Origin of the sequence: Nocardioides sp. Root140, from assembly GCF_001426745.1 — a bacterium.
GTDB lineage: Bacteria > Actinomycetota > Actinomycetes > Propionibacteriales > Nocardioidaceae > Nocardioides.
In genome coordinates, this window is record NZ_LMFI01000001.1 from 792587 (window position 1) to 808501 (window position 15915).

Genomic DNA, 15915 nt, shown 5'->3' on the forward strand with positions numbered 1-15915 from the left:
GCGAGTGAACCAAAGACTTCTGAGGAGATGTGGCTGATGGCCAGTCAGGACAGCTTCGGTGCCAAGAGCACCCTGGACGTGGACGGGAAGTCCTACGAGATCTTCCGCCTCGACGCGGTCACCGGTGACGGCCTGGACGTGGACTCGCTCCCGTTCAGCCTCAAGGTGCTGCTCGAGAACCTGCTTCGCACCGAGGACGGCGCGGACATCACTGCCGACGACATCAAGGCGCTCGCCGGCTGGGACGCGGACGCCGACCCGTCCAAGGAGATCCAGTTCACGCCGGCGCGCGTGATCATGCAGGACTTCACCGGCGTTCCCTGCGTCGTCGACCTCGCCACCATGCGTGAGGCGATGGCCGACCTCGGCGGAGACCCGTCGAAGATCAACCCGCTCGCGCCGGCCGAGATGGTCATCGACCACTCCGTCATCGCCGACGTCTTCGGCACCCCCGGTGCGTTCGAGAAGAACGTCGAGATCGAGTACGAGCGCAACCGCGAGCGCTACCAGTTCCTGCGCTGGGGCCAGGGCGCCTTCGACGACTTCAAGGTCGTCCCCCCGGGCACCGGCATCGTCCACCAGGTCAACATCGAGCACCTCGCCCGCGTCGCGTTCACGCGTGAGGTCGACGGCGTGCTGCAGGCCTACCCCGACACCTGCGTCGGCACCGACTCCCACACCACCATGGTCAACGGCATCGGCGTCGTCGGCTGGGGCGTCGGCGGCATCGAGGCCGAGGCGGCCATGCTCGGCCAGCCCGTCTCCATGCTGATCCCGCGCGTGGTCGGCTTCAAGCTCTCCGGCGAGCTGCCCGAGGGCACCACCGCCACCGACCTGGTGCTCACCATCACCGAGATGCTGCGCAAGCACGGCGTCGTCGGCAAGTTCGTGGAGTTCTACGGCGAGGGCGTCTCGGCGTTGCCGCTGGCCAACCGCGCCACGATCGGCAACATGAGCCCCGAGTTCGGCTCCACGATCGCGGTCTTCCCGATCGACGAGGAGACCGTCAACTACCTGCGCCTCACCGGCCGCACCGAGGAGCAGCTCGCGCTCGTCGAGGCCTACGCCAAGGAGCAGGGCCTCTGGCACGACCCGTCGGCCGAGCCGCGCTTCTCCGAGCGGCTCGAGCTCGACGTGTCGACGGTCGTCCCGTCGATCGCCGGCCCGAAGCGGCCCCAGGACCGCATCCAGGTCACCGACGCCAAGCAGTCGTTCCGTGCGTCGCTCGCCGACTACGTCGACGAGGACGAGAAGGGGTACGACGAGGCCTCGGCCGAGTCCTTCCCGGCCTCGGACGCGCCGGCGTACCACGGCACCAACGGCTCGGAGGCTCCCAGCAACCACCTCTCGGCCGCACCGAGGGACGGTGGCCGCCCGAGCGACCCGATCGACGTCACGCTGGCCGACGGCACGAAGTTCACCCTCGACCACGGTGCGGTCACCATTGCCGCCATCACGTCGTGCACGAACACGTCCAACCCGTCGGTGATGATCGGCGCGGCGCTGCTGGCCAAGAAGGCCGTCGAGAAGGGCCTGCAGCGCAAGCCGTGGGTCAAGACGACGCTGGCCCCCGGCTCGAAGGTGGTCTCCGACTACTACGAGAAGGCCGGCCTGACGCCGTACCTCGACAAGCTCGGTTTCAACCTCGTCGGCTACGGCTGCACCACCTGCATCGGCAACTCCGGTCCGCTGATCCCCGAGGTCTCCGCCGCGGTCAACGAGAACGACCTCTCGGTCGTCTCGGTGCTCTCGGGCAACCGCAACTTCGAGGGCCGGATCAACCCGGACATCAAGATGAACTACCTGGCGTCCCCGCCGCTGGTCGTGGCCTACGCCCTGGCCGGCTCGATGGACGTCGACCTGTTCACCGACCCCCTCGGCCAGGACGCCGACGGCAACGACGTGTTCCTCAAGGACATCTGGCCCTCGCCGTCCGAGGTCGAGGAGACCATCGCCAGTGCCCTGACCGCTGACATGTTCGACAGCTACGACGACGTGTTCGCCGGTGACGAGCGGTGGCGCTCGCTGCCCACCCCCGAGGGCAAGACCTTCGCGTGGGGCGAGGACAGCACCTACGTCCGCAAGGCGCCGTACTTCGACGGCATGCCCGACGAGCCGACCCCGGTCACCGACATCGAGGGTGCCCGCGTGCTGCTCAAGCTGGGCGACTCGGTCACCACCGACCACATCAGTCCGGCCGGTGCGATCAAGAAGGACTCGCCCGCGGGCAAGTACCTCGCCGAGCACGGCGTCGAGTCGCGTGACTTCAACTCCTACGGCTCGCGCCGAGGCAACCACGAGGTCATGATCCGCGGCACCTTCGCCAACATCCGCCTGCGCAACCAGATGGCCCCGGGCACCGAGGGTGGCTTCACCCGCGACCTGCTCGCCGACGGCACGCCGGTCACCACGGTGTTCGAGGCGTCGGAGAAGTACATCGCGGCAGGGGTCCCGCTGGTCGTCCTGGCCGGCAAGGAGTACGGCTCCGGCTCGTCGCGTGACTGGGCGGCCAAGGGCACCTCGCTGCTCGGTGTGAAGGCGGTCATCGCCGAGTCCTACGAGCGGATCCACCGCTCGAACCTGATCGGCATGGGCGTCATCCCGCTGCAGTACCCCGAGGGCCAGAACGCCGAGTCCCTGGGCCTGACCGGTGACGAGACGTTCGCGATCTCCGGCATCACCGCGCTCAACGACGGCAGCACGCCGAAGACCGTCAAGGTCAAGGCCGCCAAGGAAGACGGGCAGAGTGTCGAGTTCGACGCGGTGGTCCGCATCGACACCCCCGGTGAGGCGAACTACTACCGCAACGGCGGCATCATGCAGTACGTCCTGCGGAACCTGCTCAAGGCCTGATCTCTGACCCATCGACTCGTCGTGAGTTCGCCCCTACCGGGAAGAACTCACGACGGGTCGCTGCATTTGCTGTCGCTCAGGTCTTGCGCTGCATGCGGTGCGCGGCCTCGAGGGCGCGACGCAGTGCCTCGTCGTTTCCGTGCGCCAACGAGGCCTGCACCTTGTGGTGCGCCTCCATCGCGGGCGGCACGCCGAACGTCTCCGGGTGCGCGGCGGTCAGCTCCTCGCGCAATGCCGGCGCGCACCGGATGGTCAGGGTGGTCCGGTCCTCGAGTCGAGCCACGAGCCGGTTGTCGACGTACCACGCCGGTCGTGCCGCGGTGCCCTTGCGGCGGCACCGCGGCAGCGACTCGACGAACTCGGCGACGTCGTCGGCATCCATGTGGCCGACCGTACGCCGGGGAGGGGCTCCGTCGCTTGGCCGCATTTGCTCACCCGACGAGTGGCCGCCCTCAGGGGAGCAGCAGCATCACGTCGCCGAACTCGTGCCAGAGATAGCGGGGTGCGCCGGGAGCGGTGATCGCGGCGTAGCCCGCGTCGACGAGGGGTCGGCCGGCGACCGCCTCGAGCAGGTCGAGGTGGCTGGCCTCGGGCTCGTGCAACCCGCTGAGCAGTCCGTCGACCACGCGGGCAGGTCGCTGCGGCCCGAGCACGAGGTCGGTCCAGCCGTCGGTGGGCACCACCCGACCCGACGAACCCGCGGTCTCGAGCGCCCGGACGACGGTCGTGCCCACCGCGACGACGCGGCGCCCGACCGAGCGGGTGCTGTTCACCAGTCGCGCGGTCGCCTCGGGCACCACGAACCGCTCCGGCTGGGGCGGCTCGTGGGTCTCCTGGCTCGACACCCCGGTGTGCAGGACGATCGGCGCCACCGCGACTCCATGGGCCATCAGGCGCACCAGGAGGTCCGCGGTCAGAGGTCGACCCGCGCTCGGCATCTCGGCGCTCCCAGGCTGCTCGGCGTACGAGTTCTGCAGCATCGACAGCGGCCACGCGCCCTCGACGTAGGGGTAGCGGATCGGCCGACCCTGCTCCCACAGGTAGTCCACCCGGCCCACCGTGGGCGTGGGCACGGCGCGCCACAGACGCGACTGACCGTCGGGATGGGGTGCCACCAGCTGCAGCCGGATCCCGCCGGGCAGCTTCAACGTCTCGCCCGCGCAGACCAGATCGGGTCCGGACTGGTCCGGGCGTCGCACCTCGACCACCCACGTCCCGTCGTCGAGCTCGGTGGAGACGTGCAGCACGGCCTCATGCCCGCGACGCCGGAAGTCGACCGCGGCCGGGAGGGTGGCACTCGTGTTGACGACGAGGAGGTCGCCGGGGTGCAGCAGGTCCGGGAGGGCCCCGGCCTTCAGGTGTCGTACGCCGTCACGGGTGACCTCCGCCAGCCGTACGGCGTCGCGGGCCAGGCCACGCAGCTCCGGAGGTACGGCGGCCTCGTGGCTGCTCGGCACGTGGAAACGCTCGGTGGGCTGCGCGCTCATGCCGGCACCTCCACGGCGAGCTGGTGGCGGCCGCTGGGTGCATCCCCGAGGACCAGGCTCACCAGCCGCGGTGCCACGGAGTCGGGCAGGGGCCGGTCACTGATGTCCTCGCCGGGGAACGCCGCCTGGTGCATGGCGGTGCGCATGTCTCCGGGATCGACCGCCAGCACGCGCAGGTCAGGTTCCTCGGCGGCCAGGATCCGGCTCGCGTGCTCGAGCCCGGCCTTCGCGCTGCCGTAGCCGCCCCAGCCCTCGTAGGCCTCGACGGCGGCGTCGGAGGTGATGTTCACGACCGTTCCACGGCGGGCGCGCAGGGTGGGGAGAAGCGCCCGGGTCAGGGCCAACGGTGCGACGAGGTTGACCTCCAGGATGCGGGAGAACGTGGCCTCCTCGAGGTCGGCGAACCGGGGGAGCGGGCTGGTGCCGAGGGTGCTGGCGTTGTTGACCAGCAGGTCGAGTCCACCGGCCGCCTCGACTGCCTCGACGAGGGAGGTGCGGTGGCGCGGGTCCGCCACGTCACCGGCCACGGCGACGTGTCCCGTGCCGGCCAGGGAGTGCGTGGCGGCCTCGAGTGCGGCGGCGTGCCGGGCGTCGAGGACCAGGGTCCAACCCTGTTCCGAGAGTTCCCGGGCCAGGGCGTGACCCAAGCCGAGTGAGGCTCCGGTGATGAGTGCGACAGGCATGGTGCTCGTGGTCTCCTTGATCGAGTTGATCGGACTCCACAAGCCTGCAAGTTGAAGTTAACTTGAAGTCAAGGCCTTGCCTGCTGCCTTCCGGTGGTCGGCGTCGAGAAGCGTCGCCAGTCGGTCGACGAGGGCACCCAGCTCGAGCTCGTGGGCCACCTCGACCATGCGCGGAAGCATGCCCGGGGTGAGGGTCGCGGAACAGTTGGCCAGCGCCGCCAGTGCTGCGTCGTCCAGGCCGGCGAGTGCGGGGAGCGCTGCGGGCCAGGCGTCGTAGGAGTGCAGCGACGTGGCGAAGGCGTCGAGGCCGGCCTGGTCCAGGGCGGTGATCAGCGGGACCAGGCGGGCGCGGCTGGTCGGGGAGACCGACGCGATCAGGGTCACCGCGTCGTCGTACAGGCCGTCCTCGTCGGCGGCGCGGATTGCGTCGACCAGGCGTTGGTCGTCGATGCGACGGACCAGCTCGTCGAGGGCGATCGGGTCCTCGGCGAACAGGGCCACCTGCAGCAGGTCGCGCCCGGTCGCCGAGGCGATCACCTTCAGCGCGGTGTCGGGCTCGATCACCGACACGAACCGGCCCAGCGCGACATACTCCTTGCGCTCGACCAGGAGTCGGCCCACCTCGACGATGAGATCGGCCTCGATGCGGCTCAGGATCGGCTCGGCCCGCACAGGGTCCAGCGCGGTGCTCAGGTCCGCGAGGTAGGTGGTCTTCAGGCTGCCGGCCAGCTTGACTGCAAGGGCGGGGTCCATGACCGCGGCGACGCGGGCGCCGAGCAACGGTGAGAGCGCCATCTGCGCGATGCGGGCGCTGAGCTGGGGTGGCACCATCGAGGCCAGCTTGGCGATCCGGCGGAACCGCGGCTCGTGCTGCGCGAAGATCGCCTCGCCCAGCGACTGTCGAACGGTGCGGATGTCATCCGCCGGGACGGGCGCCAGGATCGCGAGATCCGTGTCCGGTACGTCGAGTGCGTGCGCGAGCTTGATGATCTCCACGCGGTTGGCCAGCGATGTCATGCGTCGTCCTCCGGGAACAGCAGTGCCTTCGCCCGGCCACGCAGGGGACGTGGGACCGCGCCGAGGGTGGCCCGCAGGCCGGACTCGACCGCCTCGTGCTCGGCCGTGAAGGCAGCCGCCACCAGGGAATCCAGGTGCGTCACGTCCGCCTGGTTGCATACGCTGAGGCCGGCAATTCGTTCCGCGCTGATGCCGAGACGTTCGGCCAGTGCGGAGACATCGGTCGGTGCCATCGAGGTCCTCTCCTTCGCTGACGAGCCCGCTCACGGTACTCGTTGCGCGGACCGGAGTGCGGTAGGACGACCGTTGGCCGGCCTGGAGTCCCCTGGGAGAGACGCGTGGAGCAGATCGAGATCCGACCGGTGCAGCAGGCCGACCGCGACGCCGTACGCCGGGTGGCGGCGGCCGCCTTCGGTGACGAGGGGCCGCTGATCGCGGAGCTGATCGACCTGCTGCACGCCACCGGCAGGGTCGAGCACGAGCTGGTCGCCGAACGCGGAGGCGCTGTGGTGGGCCATGTGCTGCTGAGTCGCGGCTGGGTCGACGCCCCCGAGCGACTGGCCCCGGTGCTCGTGCTCGGCCCGCTGTCGGTCGACCCGACCGCGCAGCGTGCCGGCGTCGGCAGCGCTCTCGTGCACGCGGCATTGGCGCAGGCGCAGGCCGCGGGGGAAGCGGCTGTCTTCCTCGAGGGCGATCCGGGCTACTACGGCCGCCGCGGCTTCGAACCGGCCGGTGAGGCCGGCTTCGAGCGACCGTCCACGCGCATCCCGGAGCCTGCCTTTCAGGTGGTGACCCTGGCCGCCTTCGAGCCGTGGATGAGCGGACGGTTGGTCTACTGCGACGCCTTCTGGGAGCTCGACTGTGTCGGGCTCCGAGGGGAGCGCCTGGCCGACGTCGAGGCGGCACTGGGGATTGGCAGCCCGACGGACGGGTAGGTTGACGCCATGATCGTGGCGTTCAGCATTTCCCCGACGACCGGCGACGAGACGGGTGGCGTGGCCGAGGCCGTCGCCGCCGCCGTTCGCGTGGTCCGCGAGTCCGGCCTGCCCAACGAGACCAATGCGATGTTCACCAACATCGAGGGGGAGTGGGACGAGGTGATGGCCGTGGTCAAGCGGGCCGTAGACGTCGTTGCCGAGGTGTCCCCGCGGGTCGGGCTGGTCCTCAAGGCCGACATTCGTCCCGGGTACGACGGCCAGCTCACCGCCAAGGTGGAGCGGGTCGAGCGGGCCCTGGCCGAGGGCCAGTGATGGCTGCCCGCCTGCTGCTGGCCGCGATCGTGGCCGTCCTGGTGGTCTTCGGCGCCGTCGCGGTCCCGCTGGTCGTGGCCGACGACTCCTCCGCGTCCGGTGACGACCTCGCCGGGGTGATGGGACCGCCGAACGGCGTCCACGACGAGGACTTCGAGGAGGAGTCCGCGAACCTCTCCGCGGTGAAGACGTTCAAGGCCGAGGGGCTGATCCACGAGACCGGCGAGATCGACTACGACGAGTCGCCGCCGATCGGTGGCCCCCACGACCAGGTCTGGCTCGAGTGCGGGGTCTACGACCGGGAGGTGCGTGAGGAGAACGCCGTGCACGCGCTCGAGCACGGCACGGTCTGGATCACCTACACGTCCGACCTCTCCGACGACGAGGTCGGCCAGCTCGAGGACGCGCTGCCTGACGAGGGCATCCTGTCGCCGTACGACGAGCAGGAGGCGGCCGTGGTGGTGACCGTCTGGAACGCCCAGCTGGCCCTCGACGGGGTCGACGACCCGCGGCTGGCCCTCTTCCTCGGGCAGTACGGCGACGGCAGCACGTCGCCCGAGCCGATGGCGAGCTGCCACGGCGGCGTCGAGAAGTTCGAGGACGACGGCACCGGCGCCTGATCGACGTGACGCAACCGACCTGCACAACCATCCCGACTCGTTCGAACATGTGATCGAACAGGCGTAGTCTGGTCGCATGGCCGCACACGTTCCACCACCGGGTTGGCCGACCCGGGTCCGGCCGCCCGATGCCCCACTCTGGGAGCGCAGCGCGGAGAACTGGCTGCTCGACATCTCCCCGCCCGAATACCGCGGCTACCCGACGTTGCGTCGCCACATCGTCGTGCTCGCCCGCTTCGCCGTACTCCATGTCGCGGGAGCGCAGCTGGCCTGCGACAGGGGGCTGAGTGAGGCCCGTGCCGAGCTCCGCGACGTCGCTGACGTCGACGTCGTCGAGGCCGCCATCGAGACCTGGCACCGCGAGTCCGCGCGACTGATGCGCCTGCGCCGCGAGGTGGCGCTCGTGGAGGACGCCCTGCGGGGCAGGCGGTTCGTGGCCCGCCTGTGACCGATCGCTGCGATGTCGGGTCCACACCGGCCAGTAGCCTCGCCTGCATGACTGAGTTCTCGAGCGTCCTGTTGGTCGATGCCCGCGGCTGGATCCTGATGCAGGAGCGCGACGAGCATCCGGTGATCGACCCGGAGTGCTGGGGCTTCCCGGGCGGGGGCATGGAGGGCGACGAGGAGCCTCTCGCCGGCGCGCTGCGGGAGTTCGACGAGGAGACCGGCGTCCAGCTCGGCGCCGCCGACATCGCGCTCTGGCGTGACGTCGAGGTGTTCCACTCCGCGACCGCCAGCGACGACGTCATGCACCTGTTCGTCGGCGCCACCACGCTGACCGACGACGACATCACCTGCGCCGAGGGCCGCCGCATCGTCTTCGTAGACCCCGACCGCGTGCCGGAGCTTCCCCTCACCGCGGCCACGTCCCTGTCCCTGCCCGACTTCCTGGCCTCACCCGACCATGCGCGTCTGGCCGCCGCGGCGAAGGAGCCCGCATGAGCACCCCAACGAGTTCTTCGACTCCTCCGCTGCGCTCCTCCGTCGAACAACTCGCCGGGGACCCCGCATGAGCACCCCAACGAGCATCACCGTGATCCAGGTTCCAGGCCCGGGCGCCGAGGACGCCGTCGTCGGCACCACCGGTCCGGACGAGGGAGCCGTGTTCACCGGCACCGAGGACGGCATGATCTTCCGGATCTCCCATGACGGCAGGCAGATCACCCGCGTCGCCGACACCGGCGGACGTCCCCTGGGCATCGAGCTGCTGCCCGACGGTCGGCTGCTGGTCTGCGACGCCCACGCCGGCCTGTTGCGGGTCGACCCACGCACCGGCGGGCTCGAGACCCTGGCCGACTCGGTCGAGGGGCTCCCGTTCGTCTTCTGCAACAACGCGGCGGTCGCGACCGACGGCGACATCTGGTTCTCCGACAGCTCGACGCTCTTCGGCGTCGAACGGTGGAAGGACGACTTCGTCCAGGACACCCGCACCGGCCGGCTGCTGCGACTCTCCGCGGACGGTGCGCTCGAGGTGGTGCTCGACGGCCTCGCCTTCGCCAACGGCGTCGCCCTGGCCGGCGACGGGTCGTTCGTCGCGGTCGCGGAGACCGGCGCGCGCACCGTCGTACGCCACTGGCTGACGGGGGAGCGGGCCGGGCAGCGCGACTTCCTGGTGCAGGACCTGCCCGGCTACCCCGACAACATCGCCCGAGGCAGCGACGGCCTGATCTGGGTCACCATCGCCTCGCCGACGGACCCTCTGGTCGAGCGACTGCAGGCCGGACCGATGATGCTGCGTCGCGCGGCGACCAGACTGCCCGAGGCGCTGCAGCCCAAGCCGAAGCGCACCGTGCGGGTGCAGGCGTACGACGACAGCGGAGCGCTGGTGCACGACGTGGACGTGGAGACGCCGGACTTCCACATGGTCACCGGGGTCCGCGAGCACGACGGCCGGGTCTGGCTGGGCAGCCTGCACGAGCCCGCGGTGGCGTTCGTCGACCTCTGACCGGACGCGGGGCCCGGCCCGACCTGAGGCTCAGCCGGAACAGGCTCCCGGGCCGGAACCCTGGGCGGCCATCTGGACCGCCGTTGCGGCCCCGTTCTCGTAGTCACCCTCGACGACCACGACGCTCCCGTCGGCGGAGACCGAGTCGAGATCGAAGTAGTCCGTGTTCGGCCGCAGGCTGAACGGATCCGTGCCGTGCTCCAGCCAGTCCTTGCGGGCGTCCGCGTCGTCCTCCGCGTCCTCGCCCGAGCCGAAGACCAGGGCGGAGACCGCGGTTGCGTCGTCGCCGTCCGCCACGACGAAGATGCCGGTGGCCTCGGGGTGACCCAGCCCGTCCGTCCCGGACTCCCTGGCGGCCTGCTCCAACTGCTCGGGGGGCAGGTTGCGACCGAGCCCGGGGCCGCACCGGACCCCGTCACCGACCGAGATCTCGGCGAACTCCGGGGAGTCGGCCTGGTCGAGCAGGTCAGCGACGTCGTCGCTGTCGGAGAGCGAGTCGGCGTCACCGTCGATCACCTCGATGAACTCCTCGGGGCTGCCCGTGGCGACCATCAGGTGCTCGTCCTCGAGCAAGGTCACGTCGCGCAGGTCCTGCGGGTAGCGCCCGCCGATCATGCCCGTCGCGGTGTCCACGACGGCCATGTCGGCGGTGTAGCGGGGGTGTCCGGAGACCTCGTCCTTGTCGTAGCCGGCGTCCTCGAGGTCGTCACCGAGGTCGCCGAAGTCGACGTCGTCGTCGAGTCGGTAGACGTTCCCGTAGCCGTCGTCGTTGTTGCGCCCGACGACGTACCAGTCGACGTCGAACTCGTTGATCGCGGCGTCCTTCATCGGGACGAGGTACCGGGACAGGGGTGTCGCAGCCGCGCTGTCCCTGGTCGCCTCGAAGTAGCGGTCGAGGTCCTTCTCCGACGCGTCGTGCCCGATGTCGTCGACACCCGCCCGCTCCGCGAACCCGTCCCGGTCGACGTACGTGAGGTTGGTCGTGTCCGCGGGCAGCACCTCGAGGGCCGCGTCGACACCACCTGAGCCGGTGAGCAGCACGACTGCCAGCACGCCGCCACCCACGACGGCGAGTCCGGTGCCGCCGGCGATCAGGCCCAGGGTGTGCTTCTGCATGGTTCCTCCGAGAGTCCGCGGGCGTCGGTGGGGTCGGTGGGTCATGGGCGCCGACCCCGGCCGGGTCAAACTACCCGAGTCCGACCGACTCACACCTGGGACGGCACACGACTAGACTCGTTGGGGCACCCCGGTCAACCGGGTGCCGCGCCCACATCGCCGACAGACGTAAGGACCCCCGCATGGGATACCTGGAGTCGATCACGACCCCGAGTGACCTGCGTGCCCTCACTCCCGAACAGCTCGAGCAGCTGGCCTCGGAGATCCGGGACACGCTCGTCGGCGTCTGCTCCCGCACCGGGGGCCACCTCGGCCCCAACCTCGGTGTGGTCGAGCTGACCATGGCGATCCACCGGGTCTTCGAGTCCCCGCGCGACCGCATCGTCTTCGACACCGGGCACCAGACCTACGTGCACAAGCTGCTGACCGGTCGTCACCCGCGGTTCGACACCCTGCGCCAGGAGGGTGGCCTCTCGGGCTACCCCAGCCAGTCCGAGTCCGACCACGACATCGTCGAGAACTCCCATGCCTCCACGGCCCTCTCGTACGCCGACGGGTTGGCCAAGGCCTACGCGATCCGCGGCGACAACCGTCACGTGGTCGCCGTGATCGGTGACGGCGCCCTGACCGGAGGCATGGCCTGGGAGGCGCTGAACAACATCGCGATCGCCAGGAGCAGTCGTCTGGTGATCGTGGTCAACGACAACGAGCGTTCCTACACACCCACCATCGGCGGGCTGGCCACCGCGCTGACCTCGCTGCGCACCAACCCCCGCTACGAGGCCGTGCTCGACCAGGTCAAGCGCCGACTCACCGCGGTCCCCGGCGTCGGCCCCGCGGCGTACGACGCCCTGCACGCGATCAAGAAGGGGATGAAGGACGCCCTCGCCCCGCAGGGCCTCTTCGAGGACCTCGGCCTGAAGTACGTCGGCCCGGTCGACGGCCACGACCTCACGGCAATGGAACAGGCACTGAGCCAGGCCAAGCGCTTCGGCGGACCGGTCATCGTCCATGCCCTGACCCGCAAGGGCTACGGCTACGACGCGGCGGAGCAGCACGAGGCCGACCAGTTCCACTCACCCGGCCCCTTCGACATCGAGTCCGGCGAGGAGCGCCCCAAGGGCCGCATCTGGACCGACGTGTTCGCCGACGAGATCGTCGAGATCGGCGCGCGCCACAAGGAGGTCGTCGCGATCACGGCGGCGATGATGCACCCGGTCGGGCTGCACCACTTCGCCGACCGCTTCCCCGAGCGCACCTTCGACGTCGGCATCGCGGAGCAGCACGCCGCGACCTCTGCTGCGGGCCTGGCCATGGGCGGCCTGCACCCGGTGGTGGCGCTCTACGCGACCTTCCTCAACCGGGCCTTCGACCAGGTGCTGATGGACGTCGCGCTGCACAAGTGCGGCGTGACGTTCGTGCTCGACCGCTCCGGTGTCACCGGCGACGACGGCGCCAGCCACAACGGCATGTGGGACATGTCGATCCTGCAGGTGGTGCCCGGCCTGCGCCTGGCCGCACCGCGTGACGCTGCCAGGCTTCGCGACCTGCTGAACGAGGCGATCGAGGTCACCGATGCACCCACCGTGGTGCGGTTCCCGAAGGGCCCGCCACCCGATGACATCCCCGCCGTGGGCAGGGCCGGCGGGGCCGACATCCTGATCCGCAACGGCACCAGGGACGTCTTGATCGTCGCCGTCGGCTCCATGTGCGCGACGGCCGTCGAGGTTGCGGATCGCCTTGTGGCACAGGGGATCGGCGTCACCGTCGTCGACCCACGCTGGGTCAAGCCGGTCGATCCGGCGATCGTCGAGCTGGCCCGGGAGCACCGGCTCGTCGTCAGCGTGGAGGACAACGGTGTGGTGGGCGGATGCGGTGCGGTGTTGCTGCAGACGCTCAACGACGCCGGTGTGGAGACCCCGTTCCGGCTGCGCGGCATCCCGCAGGAGTTCCTCGACCATGCGAAGCGCACCGCGATCCTCGAACGCATAGGCCTCACTCCACAGGCGTTGGCCCTCGGGATCGTCGAAGACATCACCGCGGTCACTCATGGCAGGGCATTGGTCGATGCGGACCGGAGTCTCTAGCGCGTTCCGGGAGGGAATCGCGCAGATCATCACGGTGGTCGTCCTGTTCGCGGGACTGGCCGCATGTTCCTCGGGAGGGGACGAACCGGAGCCGGGCGGAGCGACCGAGCAGGTCGCCGACCAGGTCACCCAGATCAAGCAGCTGCTGCACCGTCGCGCTGCCGCAGTCGACGCCGGCGACCGTTCGGCGTTCCTGGCCGACGTCGACCCGGGGCGCAAGGCGTTCCAGCGCACGCAGTCCCGCTACTTCGACAACCTGCGGGAGCTGCCGCTCGAGCGCTTCGCCTACGCGCTGCCGGCCGGCGGCGTCACGAACGCGTCCGGGGGCAGGCTCCGGGCAACCGTCGCCCTGAGCATCGAGCTCGAGGGGTTCGACGCGGTGCCGGTCGAGACACCGGCGCACTACTCGTTCCGGCACACCGACGACGGGCGCCTCGTGCTCACCGCCGTCCGCGATCGTGCCTGGGAGAAGCAGAACAACGTCGACCCGGCGCCCTGGGACCTCGGCCGGATCGAAGTGGAGTCGACACCCCACGTGCTCGGGATCTTCGACCCGGACAGCGTCGACGCGGCCTACCAGATCATGGACTCGGTCGAGGACGGCATCGCGGTGGTCGACCAGGAGGTCCCGTTGAAGTGGTCCGGCAAGGTCGTGGTCTACGCCCTCTCCGACATCGACGTGCTCCGCGAGCTCGACAACCTGCCCGGCGGCGATCCGGACCGTCTCGACGGTGTCGCCTTCCCCGTGCGCGCCGGCCCGGGATCGCGCAAGCTGGCCGGCACGCGGTTCATGCTGCATCCGCGCATGATCTACCGCAACGACGCCACCCGTGACCGGCTGATCCGGCACGAGCTGACGCACGTGGCCATCGGGCGACGCGACGACTCGGTGCCGACCTGGCTCTCCGAGGGGATCGCCGAATACGTCTCGGTGCAACCGATCGCCACCTATGACCGGATGATCTCGCGTGAGGCAGTCGACGCGGCTGGCCGCGGCCTGGAAGCCCTGCCCACCGACGCCACCTTCAACGGTGCTGAGTCCGGGGCCAACTACGGAATCGCGTGGTACGCCTGCGAGTACATCGCGGCGACGTACGGCGAGGAGGCGCTGTGGCGACTCTTCGACGCGATGCGCCACGGCAACGGCACCGCCGAGGCCGGCCAGGACGCCGTGCTCCGCTCCGTGCTCGGCATCGACTCCCACGAGTTGGCCAGGGGAGCCGGCCAGAAGATCGTCAGCACGTTCGGCTGACCCGCTGCGGCTGTCAAAATCGACGTGACGCCCGTCACCGCATAGTTTGTCCGCATGAACGTCTTCCGTACCAAGTCCGTCGAGCAGTCGATCGCCGAAACAGACGAACCCGAGCACCGGCTCAAGAAGAATCTCGGTGCCCTTGACCTCGTGGTTTTCGGTGTCGGCGTCATCATCGGCGCGGGCATCTTCGTCTACACGGGGCAGGTGGCCGCCTCGAACGCCGGCCCGGCGATCGCGCTCTCGTTCCTGATCGCAGGTGTCGCCTGCGCGCTCGCCGCGCTCTGCTACGCCGAGTTCGCCTCGACCGTGCCGGTCGCCGGCAGCGCCTACACGTTCTCCTACGCCACGCTGGGGGAGCTGGTCGCCTGGATCATCGGCTGGGACCTCGTGCTGGAGTTCACGGTCGGGGCCTCCGCGCTGGCGGTCGGCTTCTCGGGCTACCTCCAGAACGTCCTGTCCGACACCCCGTTCGCGATCCCGGAGCAGATCGCCAGCGCCGACGCCGGCGTGGTCAACCTGCCCGCCGTGGTCATCTCGCTGCTGGTGGCCTGGGTGCTGATCATGGGCATCAAGCTGTCCAGCCGGATCAACCAGGTGGTTGTGGCGATCAAGCTGGTCGTGGTGGCCGCGGTGATCATCGTCGGCATCGGCTTCATCAAGGTCTCGAACTACACGCCGTTCATCCCGGCGTCCCAGGACCCCGGTGACAGCAAGGGCGGCTTCATGGACCTGCCGCTGGTGACCAGCGTGTTCAACCTCGAGCCAGCCGTCTTCGGGGTGGCCGGCATGATCGCCGGTGCCTCGATCGTGTTCTTCGCCTTCATCGGCTTCGACGTCGTGGCCACCACCGCGGAGGAGACCAAGAACCCGCAGCGCGACGTGCCGATCGGCATCCTCGGCTCGCTCGCCATCGTGACCGGTCTCTACATCGCGGTCAGCCTGGTGATCACCGGCATGCAGCCCTACACCGAGATCGACCCGAAGGACGCCGCACCCCTCGCGACCGCCTTCGACGCGGTCGACATGTCGTGGATGGGCGACCTGATCGCGATCGGTGCCTGCATCGGCCTCACCGTCGTCGTGCTGATCCTGATGCTGGGCCAGACCCGGGTCGCGTTCGCGATGGCCCGCGACGGGCTGCTGCCCCAGGGACTGGCCAAGGTGCACCCGACCTACGGCACGCCGTACCGCGTCACGATGATCACCGGCGTCCTGGTGGCCGGCATGTCCGGCTTCGTCTCCTTCGAGACGCTGGGCCACCTGGTCAGCATCGGCACACTGTTCGCGTTCATCCTGGTCAGCATCGGTGTCGTCGTGCTCCGTCGCCAGCGGCCCGACCTGCCGCGTGCCTTCCGCACGCCGGCCGTGACTGTCGTGGCCACCCTGGCCGTGCTGCTCTGCCTCTACCTGATGCTCAACCTGACCGGCGGCACGTGGGTCCGGTTCGGGGTCTGGATGCTGATCGGCCTGGTCGTCTACTTCGCGTACGGCGCCCGCAACAGCCGTGTCGCGAAGGGCGAGACGGCGCCGGTCCCGGCACCTGAGAACCTCTGAGACCGGATCCAGTCCGAGACCCACGAACGCGCCCCGGCCCGCACACCT

At 69.9% G+C, this 15915-nt stretch carries 16 protein-coding genes; 10 read left to right on the forward strand and 6 right to left on the reverse strand.

Annotated elements, in window-relative coordinates; genetic code table 11:
- The first annotated feature begins 36 nt into the window (after nucleotides 1–36).
- Nucleotides 37–2853, forward strand: coding sequence for an aconitate hydratase (locus tag ASD30_RS03800; RefSeq protein WP_056677110.1), 2817 nt, complete (start codon nucleotides 37–39; stop codon nucleotides 2851–2853).
- 76 nt (nucleotides 2854–2929) lie between these two features.
- On the opposite strand, the gene ASD30_RS03805 is transcribed toward ASD30_RS03800, so the two are convergent.
- The 5 genes from ASD30_RS03805 to ASD30_RS03825 form a co-directional block, all read right to left on the reverse strand.
- Nucleotides 2930–3235: a hypothetical protein gene (locus ASD30_RS03805; RefSeq protein WP_056677112.1), complete on the reverse strand. Its 306-nt coding sequence runs from the start codon at nucleotides 3233–3235 to the stop codon at nucleotides 2930–2932.
- Nucleotides 3236–3305: 70 nt separating this feature from the next.
- Nucleotides 3306–4340 carry an S-adenosylmethionine:tRNA ribosyltransferase-isomerase gene (locus ASD30_RS03810; RefSeq protein WP_056677113.1) on the reverse strand — a complete coding sequence of 345 codons (1035 nt, stop codon included), beginning with the start codon at nucleotides 4338–4340 and terminating at the stop codon, nucleotides 3306–3308.
- Entirely contained in the window at nucleotides 4337–5023 is a 687-nt protein-coding gene (locus tag ASD30_RS03815) for an SDR family oxidoreductase (protein WP_056679238.1), read from the reverse strand. The genes ASD30_RS03810 and ASD30_RS03815 overlap by 4 nt, the downstream gene beginning before the upstream one ends.
- A gap of 57 nt (nucleotides 5024–5080) precedes the next feature.
- Nucleotides 5081–6040, reverse strand: coding sequence for a hypothetical protein (locus tag ASD30_RS03820; RefSeq protein ID WP_056677115.1), 960 nt, complete (start codon nucleotides 6038–6040; stop codon nucleotides 5081–5083).
- Entirely contained in the window at nucleotides 6037–6273 is a 237-nt protein-coding gene (locus ASD30_RS03825) for a hypothetical protein (RefSeq protein WP_056677117.1), read from the reverse strand. Before ASD30_RS03825 ends, ASD30_RS03820 begins: the two co-directional genes overlap by 4 nt.
- Nucleotides 6274–6378: 105 nt before the next feature.
- On the opposite strand from ASD30_RS03825, the gene ASD30_RS03830 reads away from it, so the two are divergent.
- The 6 genes from ASD30_RS03830 to ASD30_RS03855 all read left to right on the forward strand — a co-directional run bounded on the left by ASD30_RS03830 (nucleotide 6379) and on the right by ASD30_RS03855 (nucleotide 9855).
- A complete protein-coding gene (locus ASD30_RS03830; protein ID WP_200951067.1) occupies nucleotides 6379–6975 on the forward strand; it encodes a GNAT family N-acetyltransferase in 597 nt (198 codons plus the stop codon).
- A gap of 9 nt (nucleotides 6976–6984) precedes the next feature.
- The gene (locus ASD30_RS03835; RefSeq protein ID WP_056677119.1) at nucleotides 6985–7290 is read left to right on the forward strand and encodes a thiamine-binding protein; all 306 of its coding nucleotides are present in this window, start codon (nucleotides 6985–6987) and stop codon (nucleotides 7288–7290) included.
- On the forward strand, nucleotides 7290–7910 hold the full coding sequence (locus ASD30_RS03840) for a DUF3105 domain-containing protein (protein WP_056677120.1): 621 nt from the start codon (nucleotides 7290–7292) through the stop codon (nucleotides 7908–7910). The genes ASD30_RS03835 and ASD30_RS03840 overlap by 1 nt, the downstream gene beginning before the upstream one ends.
- A gap of 76 nt (nucleotides 7911–7986) precedes the next feature.
- On the forward strand, nucleotides 7987–8358 hold the full coding sequence (locus ASD30_RS03845; protein ID WP_056677122.1) for a hypothetical protein: 372 nt from the start codon (nucleotides 7987–7989) through the stop codon (nucleotides 8356–8358).
- 47 nt (nucleotides 8359–8405) lie between these two features.
- Entirely contained in the window at nucleotides 8406–8852 is a 447-nt protein-coding gene (locus ASD30_RS03850) for an NUDIX domain-containing protein (RefSeq protein WP_056677123.1), read from the forward strand.
- A gap of 67 nt (nucleotides 8853–8919) precedes the next feature.
- The gene (locus ASD30_RS03855; RefSeq protein WP_056677126.1) at nucleotides 8920–9855 is read left to right on the forward strand and encodes an SMP-30/gluconolactonase/LRE family protein; all 936 of its coding nucleotides are present in this window, start codon (nucleotides 8920–8922) and stop codon (nucleotides 9853–9855) included.
- Between the two features lie 30 nt (nucleotides 9856–9885).
- On the opposite strand, the gene ASD30_RS03860 is transcribed toward ASD30_RS03855, so the two are convergent.
- On the reverse strand, nucleotides 9886–10971 hold the full coding sequence (locus ASD30_RS03860) for a hypothetical protein (protein ID WP_056677129.1): 1086 nt from the start codon (nucleotides 10969–10971) through the stop codon (nucleotides 9886–9888).
- 182 nt (nucleotides 10972–11153) lie between these two features.
- Between ASD30_RS03860 and dxs the strand changes: the two genes are divergently transcribed.
- The 3 genes from dxs to ASD30_RS03875 are packed head-to-tail and all read left to right on the forward strand — an operon-like array spanning nucleotide 11154 to nucleotide 15867.
- Nucleotides 11154–13058: a 1-deoxy-D-xylulose-5-phosphate synthase gene (gene dxs / locus ASD30_RS03865; protein WP_056677131.1), complete on the forward strand. Its 1905-nt coding sequence runs from the start codon at nucleotides 11154–11156 to the stop codon at nucleotides 13056–13058.
- Complete coding sequence (locus tag ASD30_RS03870; RefSeq protein ID WP_056677132.1) at nucleotides 13039–14310, forward strand: hypothetical protein; 1272 nt, start codon at nucleotides 13039–13041, stop codon at nucleotides 14308–14310. The genes dxs and ASD30_RS03870 overlap by 20 nt, the downstream gene beginning before the upstream one ends.
- A gap of 54 nt (nucleotides 14311–14364) precedes the next feature.
- The gene (locus tag ASD30_RS03875) at nucleotides 14365–15867 is read left to right on the forward strand and encodes an amino acid permease (RefSeq protein ID WP_056677134.1); all 1503 of its coding nucleotides are present in this window, start codon (nucleotides 14365–14367) and stop codon (nucleotides 15865–15867) included.
- The last annotated feature ends 48 nt before the right edge of the window (nucleotides 15868–15915 follow it).

Coding starts and splice junctions, on each gene's coding strand:
- ASD30_RS03800 (WP_056677110.1), top strand. CDS start 37: ATGGCCAGTCAGGACAGCTTCGGTGCCAAGAGCACCCTGGACGTGGAC.
- ASD30_RS03805 (WP_056677112.1), bottom strand. CDS start 3,235: ATGGATGCCGACGACGTCGCCGAGTTCGTCGAGTCGCTGCCGCGGTGC.
- ASD30_RS03810 (WP_056677113.1), bottom strand. CDS start 4,340: ATGAGCGCGCAGCCCACCGAGCGTTTCCACGTGCCGAGCAGCCACGAG.
- ASD30_RS03815 (WP_056679238.1), bottom strand. CDS start 5,023: ATGCCTGTCGCACTCATCACCGGAGCCTCACTCGGCTTGGGTCACGCC.
- ASD30_RS03820 (WP_056677115.1), bottom strand. CDS start 6,040: ATGACATCGCTGGCCAACCGCGTGGAGATCATCAAGCTCGCGCACGCA.
- ASD30_RS03825 (WP_056677117.1), bottom strand. CDS start 6,273: ATGGCACCGACCGATGTCTCCGCACTGGCCGAACGTCTCGGCATCAGC.
- ASD30_RS03835 (WP_056677119.1), top strand. CDS start 6,985: ATGATCGTGGCGTTCAGCATTTCCCCGACGACCGGCGACGAGACGGGT.
- ASD30_RS03840 (WP_056677120.1), top strand. CDS start 7,290: ATGGCTGCCCGCCTGCTGCTGGCCGCGATCGTGGCCGTCCTGGTGGTC.
- ASD30_RS03845 (WP_056677122.1), top strand. CDS start 7,987: ATGGCCGCACACGTTCCACCACCGGGTTGGCCGACCCGGGTCCGGCCG.
- ASD30_RS03850 (WP_056677123.1), top strand. CDS start 8,406: ATGACTGAGTTCTCGAGCGTCCTGTTGGTCGATGCCCGCGGCTGGATC.
- ASD30_RS03855 (WP_056677126.1), top strand. CDS start 8,920: ATGAGCACCCCAACGAGCATCACCGTGATCCAGGTTCCAGGCCCGGGC.
- ASD30_RS03860 (WP_056677129.1), bottom strand. CDS start 10,971: ATGCAGAAGCACACCCTGGGCCTGATCGCCGGCGGCACCGGACTCGCC.
- dxs (WP_056677131.1), top strand. CDS start 11,154: ATGGGATACCTGGAGTCGATCACGACCCCGAGTGACCTGCGTGCCCTC.
- ASD30_RS03870 (WP_056677132.1), top strand. CDS start 13,039: ATGCGGACCGGAGTCTCTAGCGCGTTCCGGGAGGGAATCGCGCAGATC.
- ASD30_RS03875 (WP_056677134.1), top strand. CDS start 14,365: ATGAACGTCTTCCGTACCAAGTCCGTCGAGCAGTCGATCGCCGAAACA.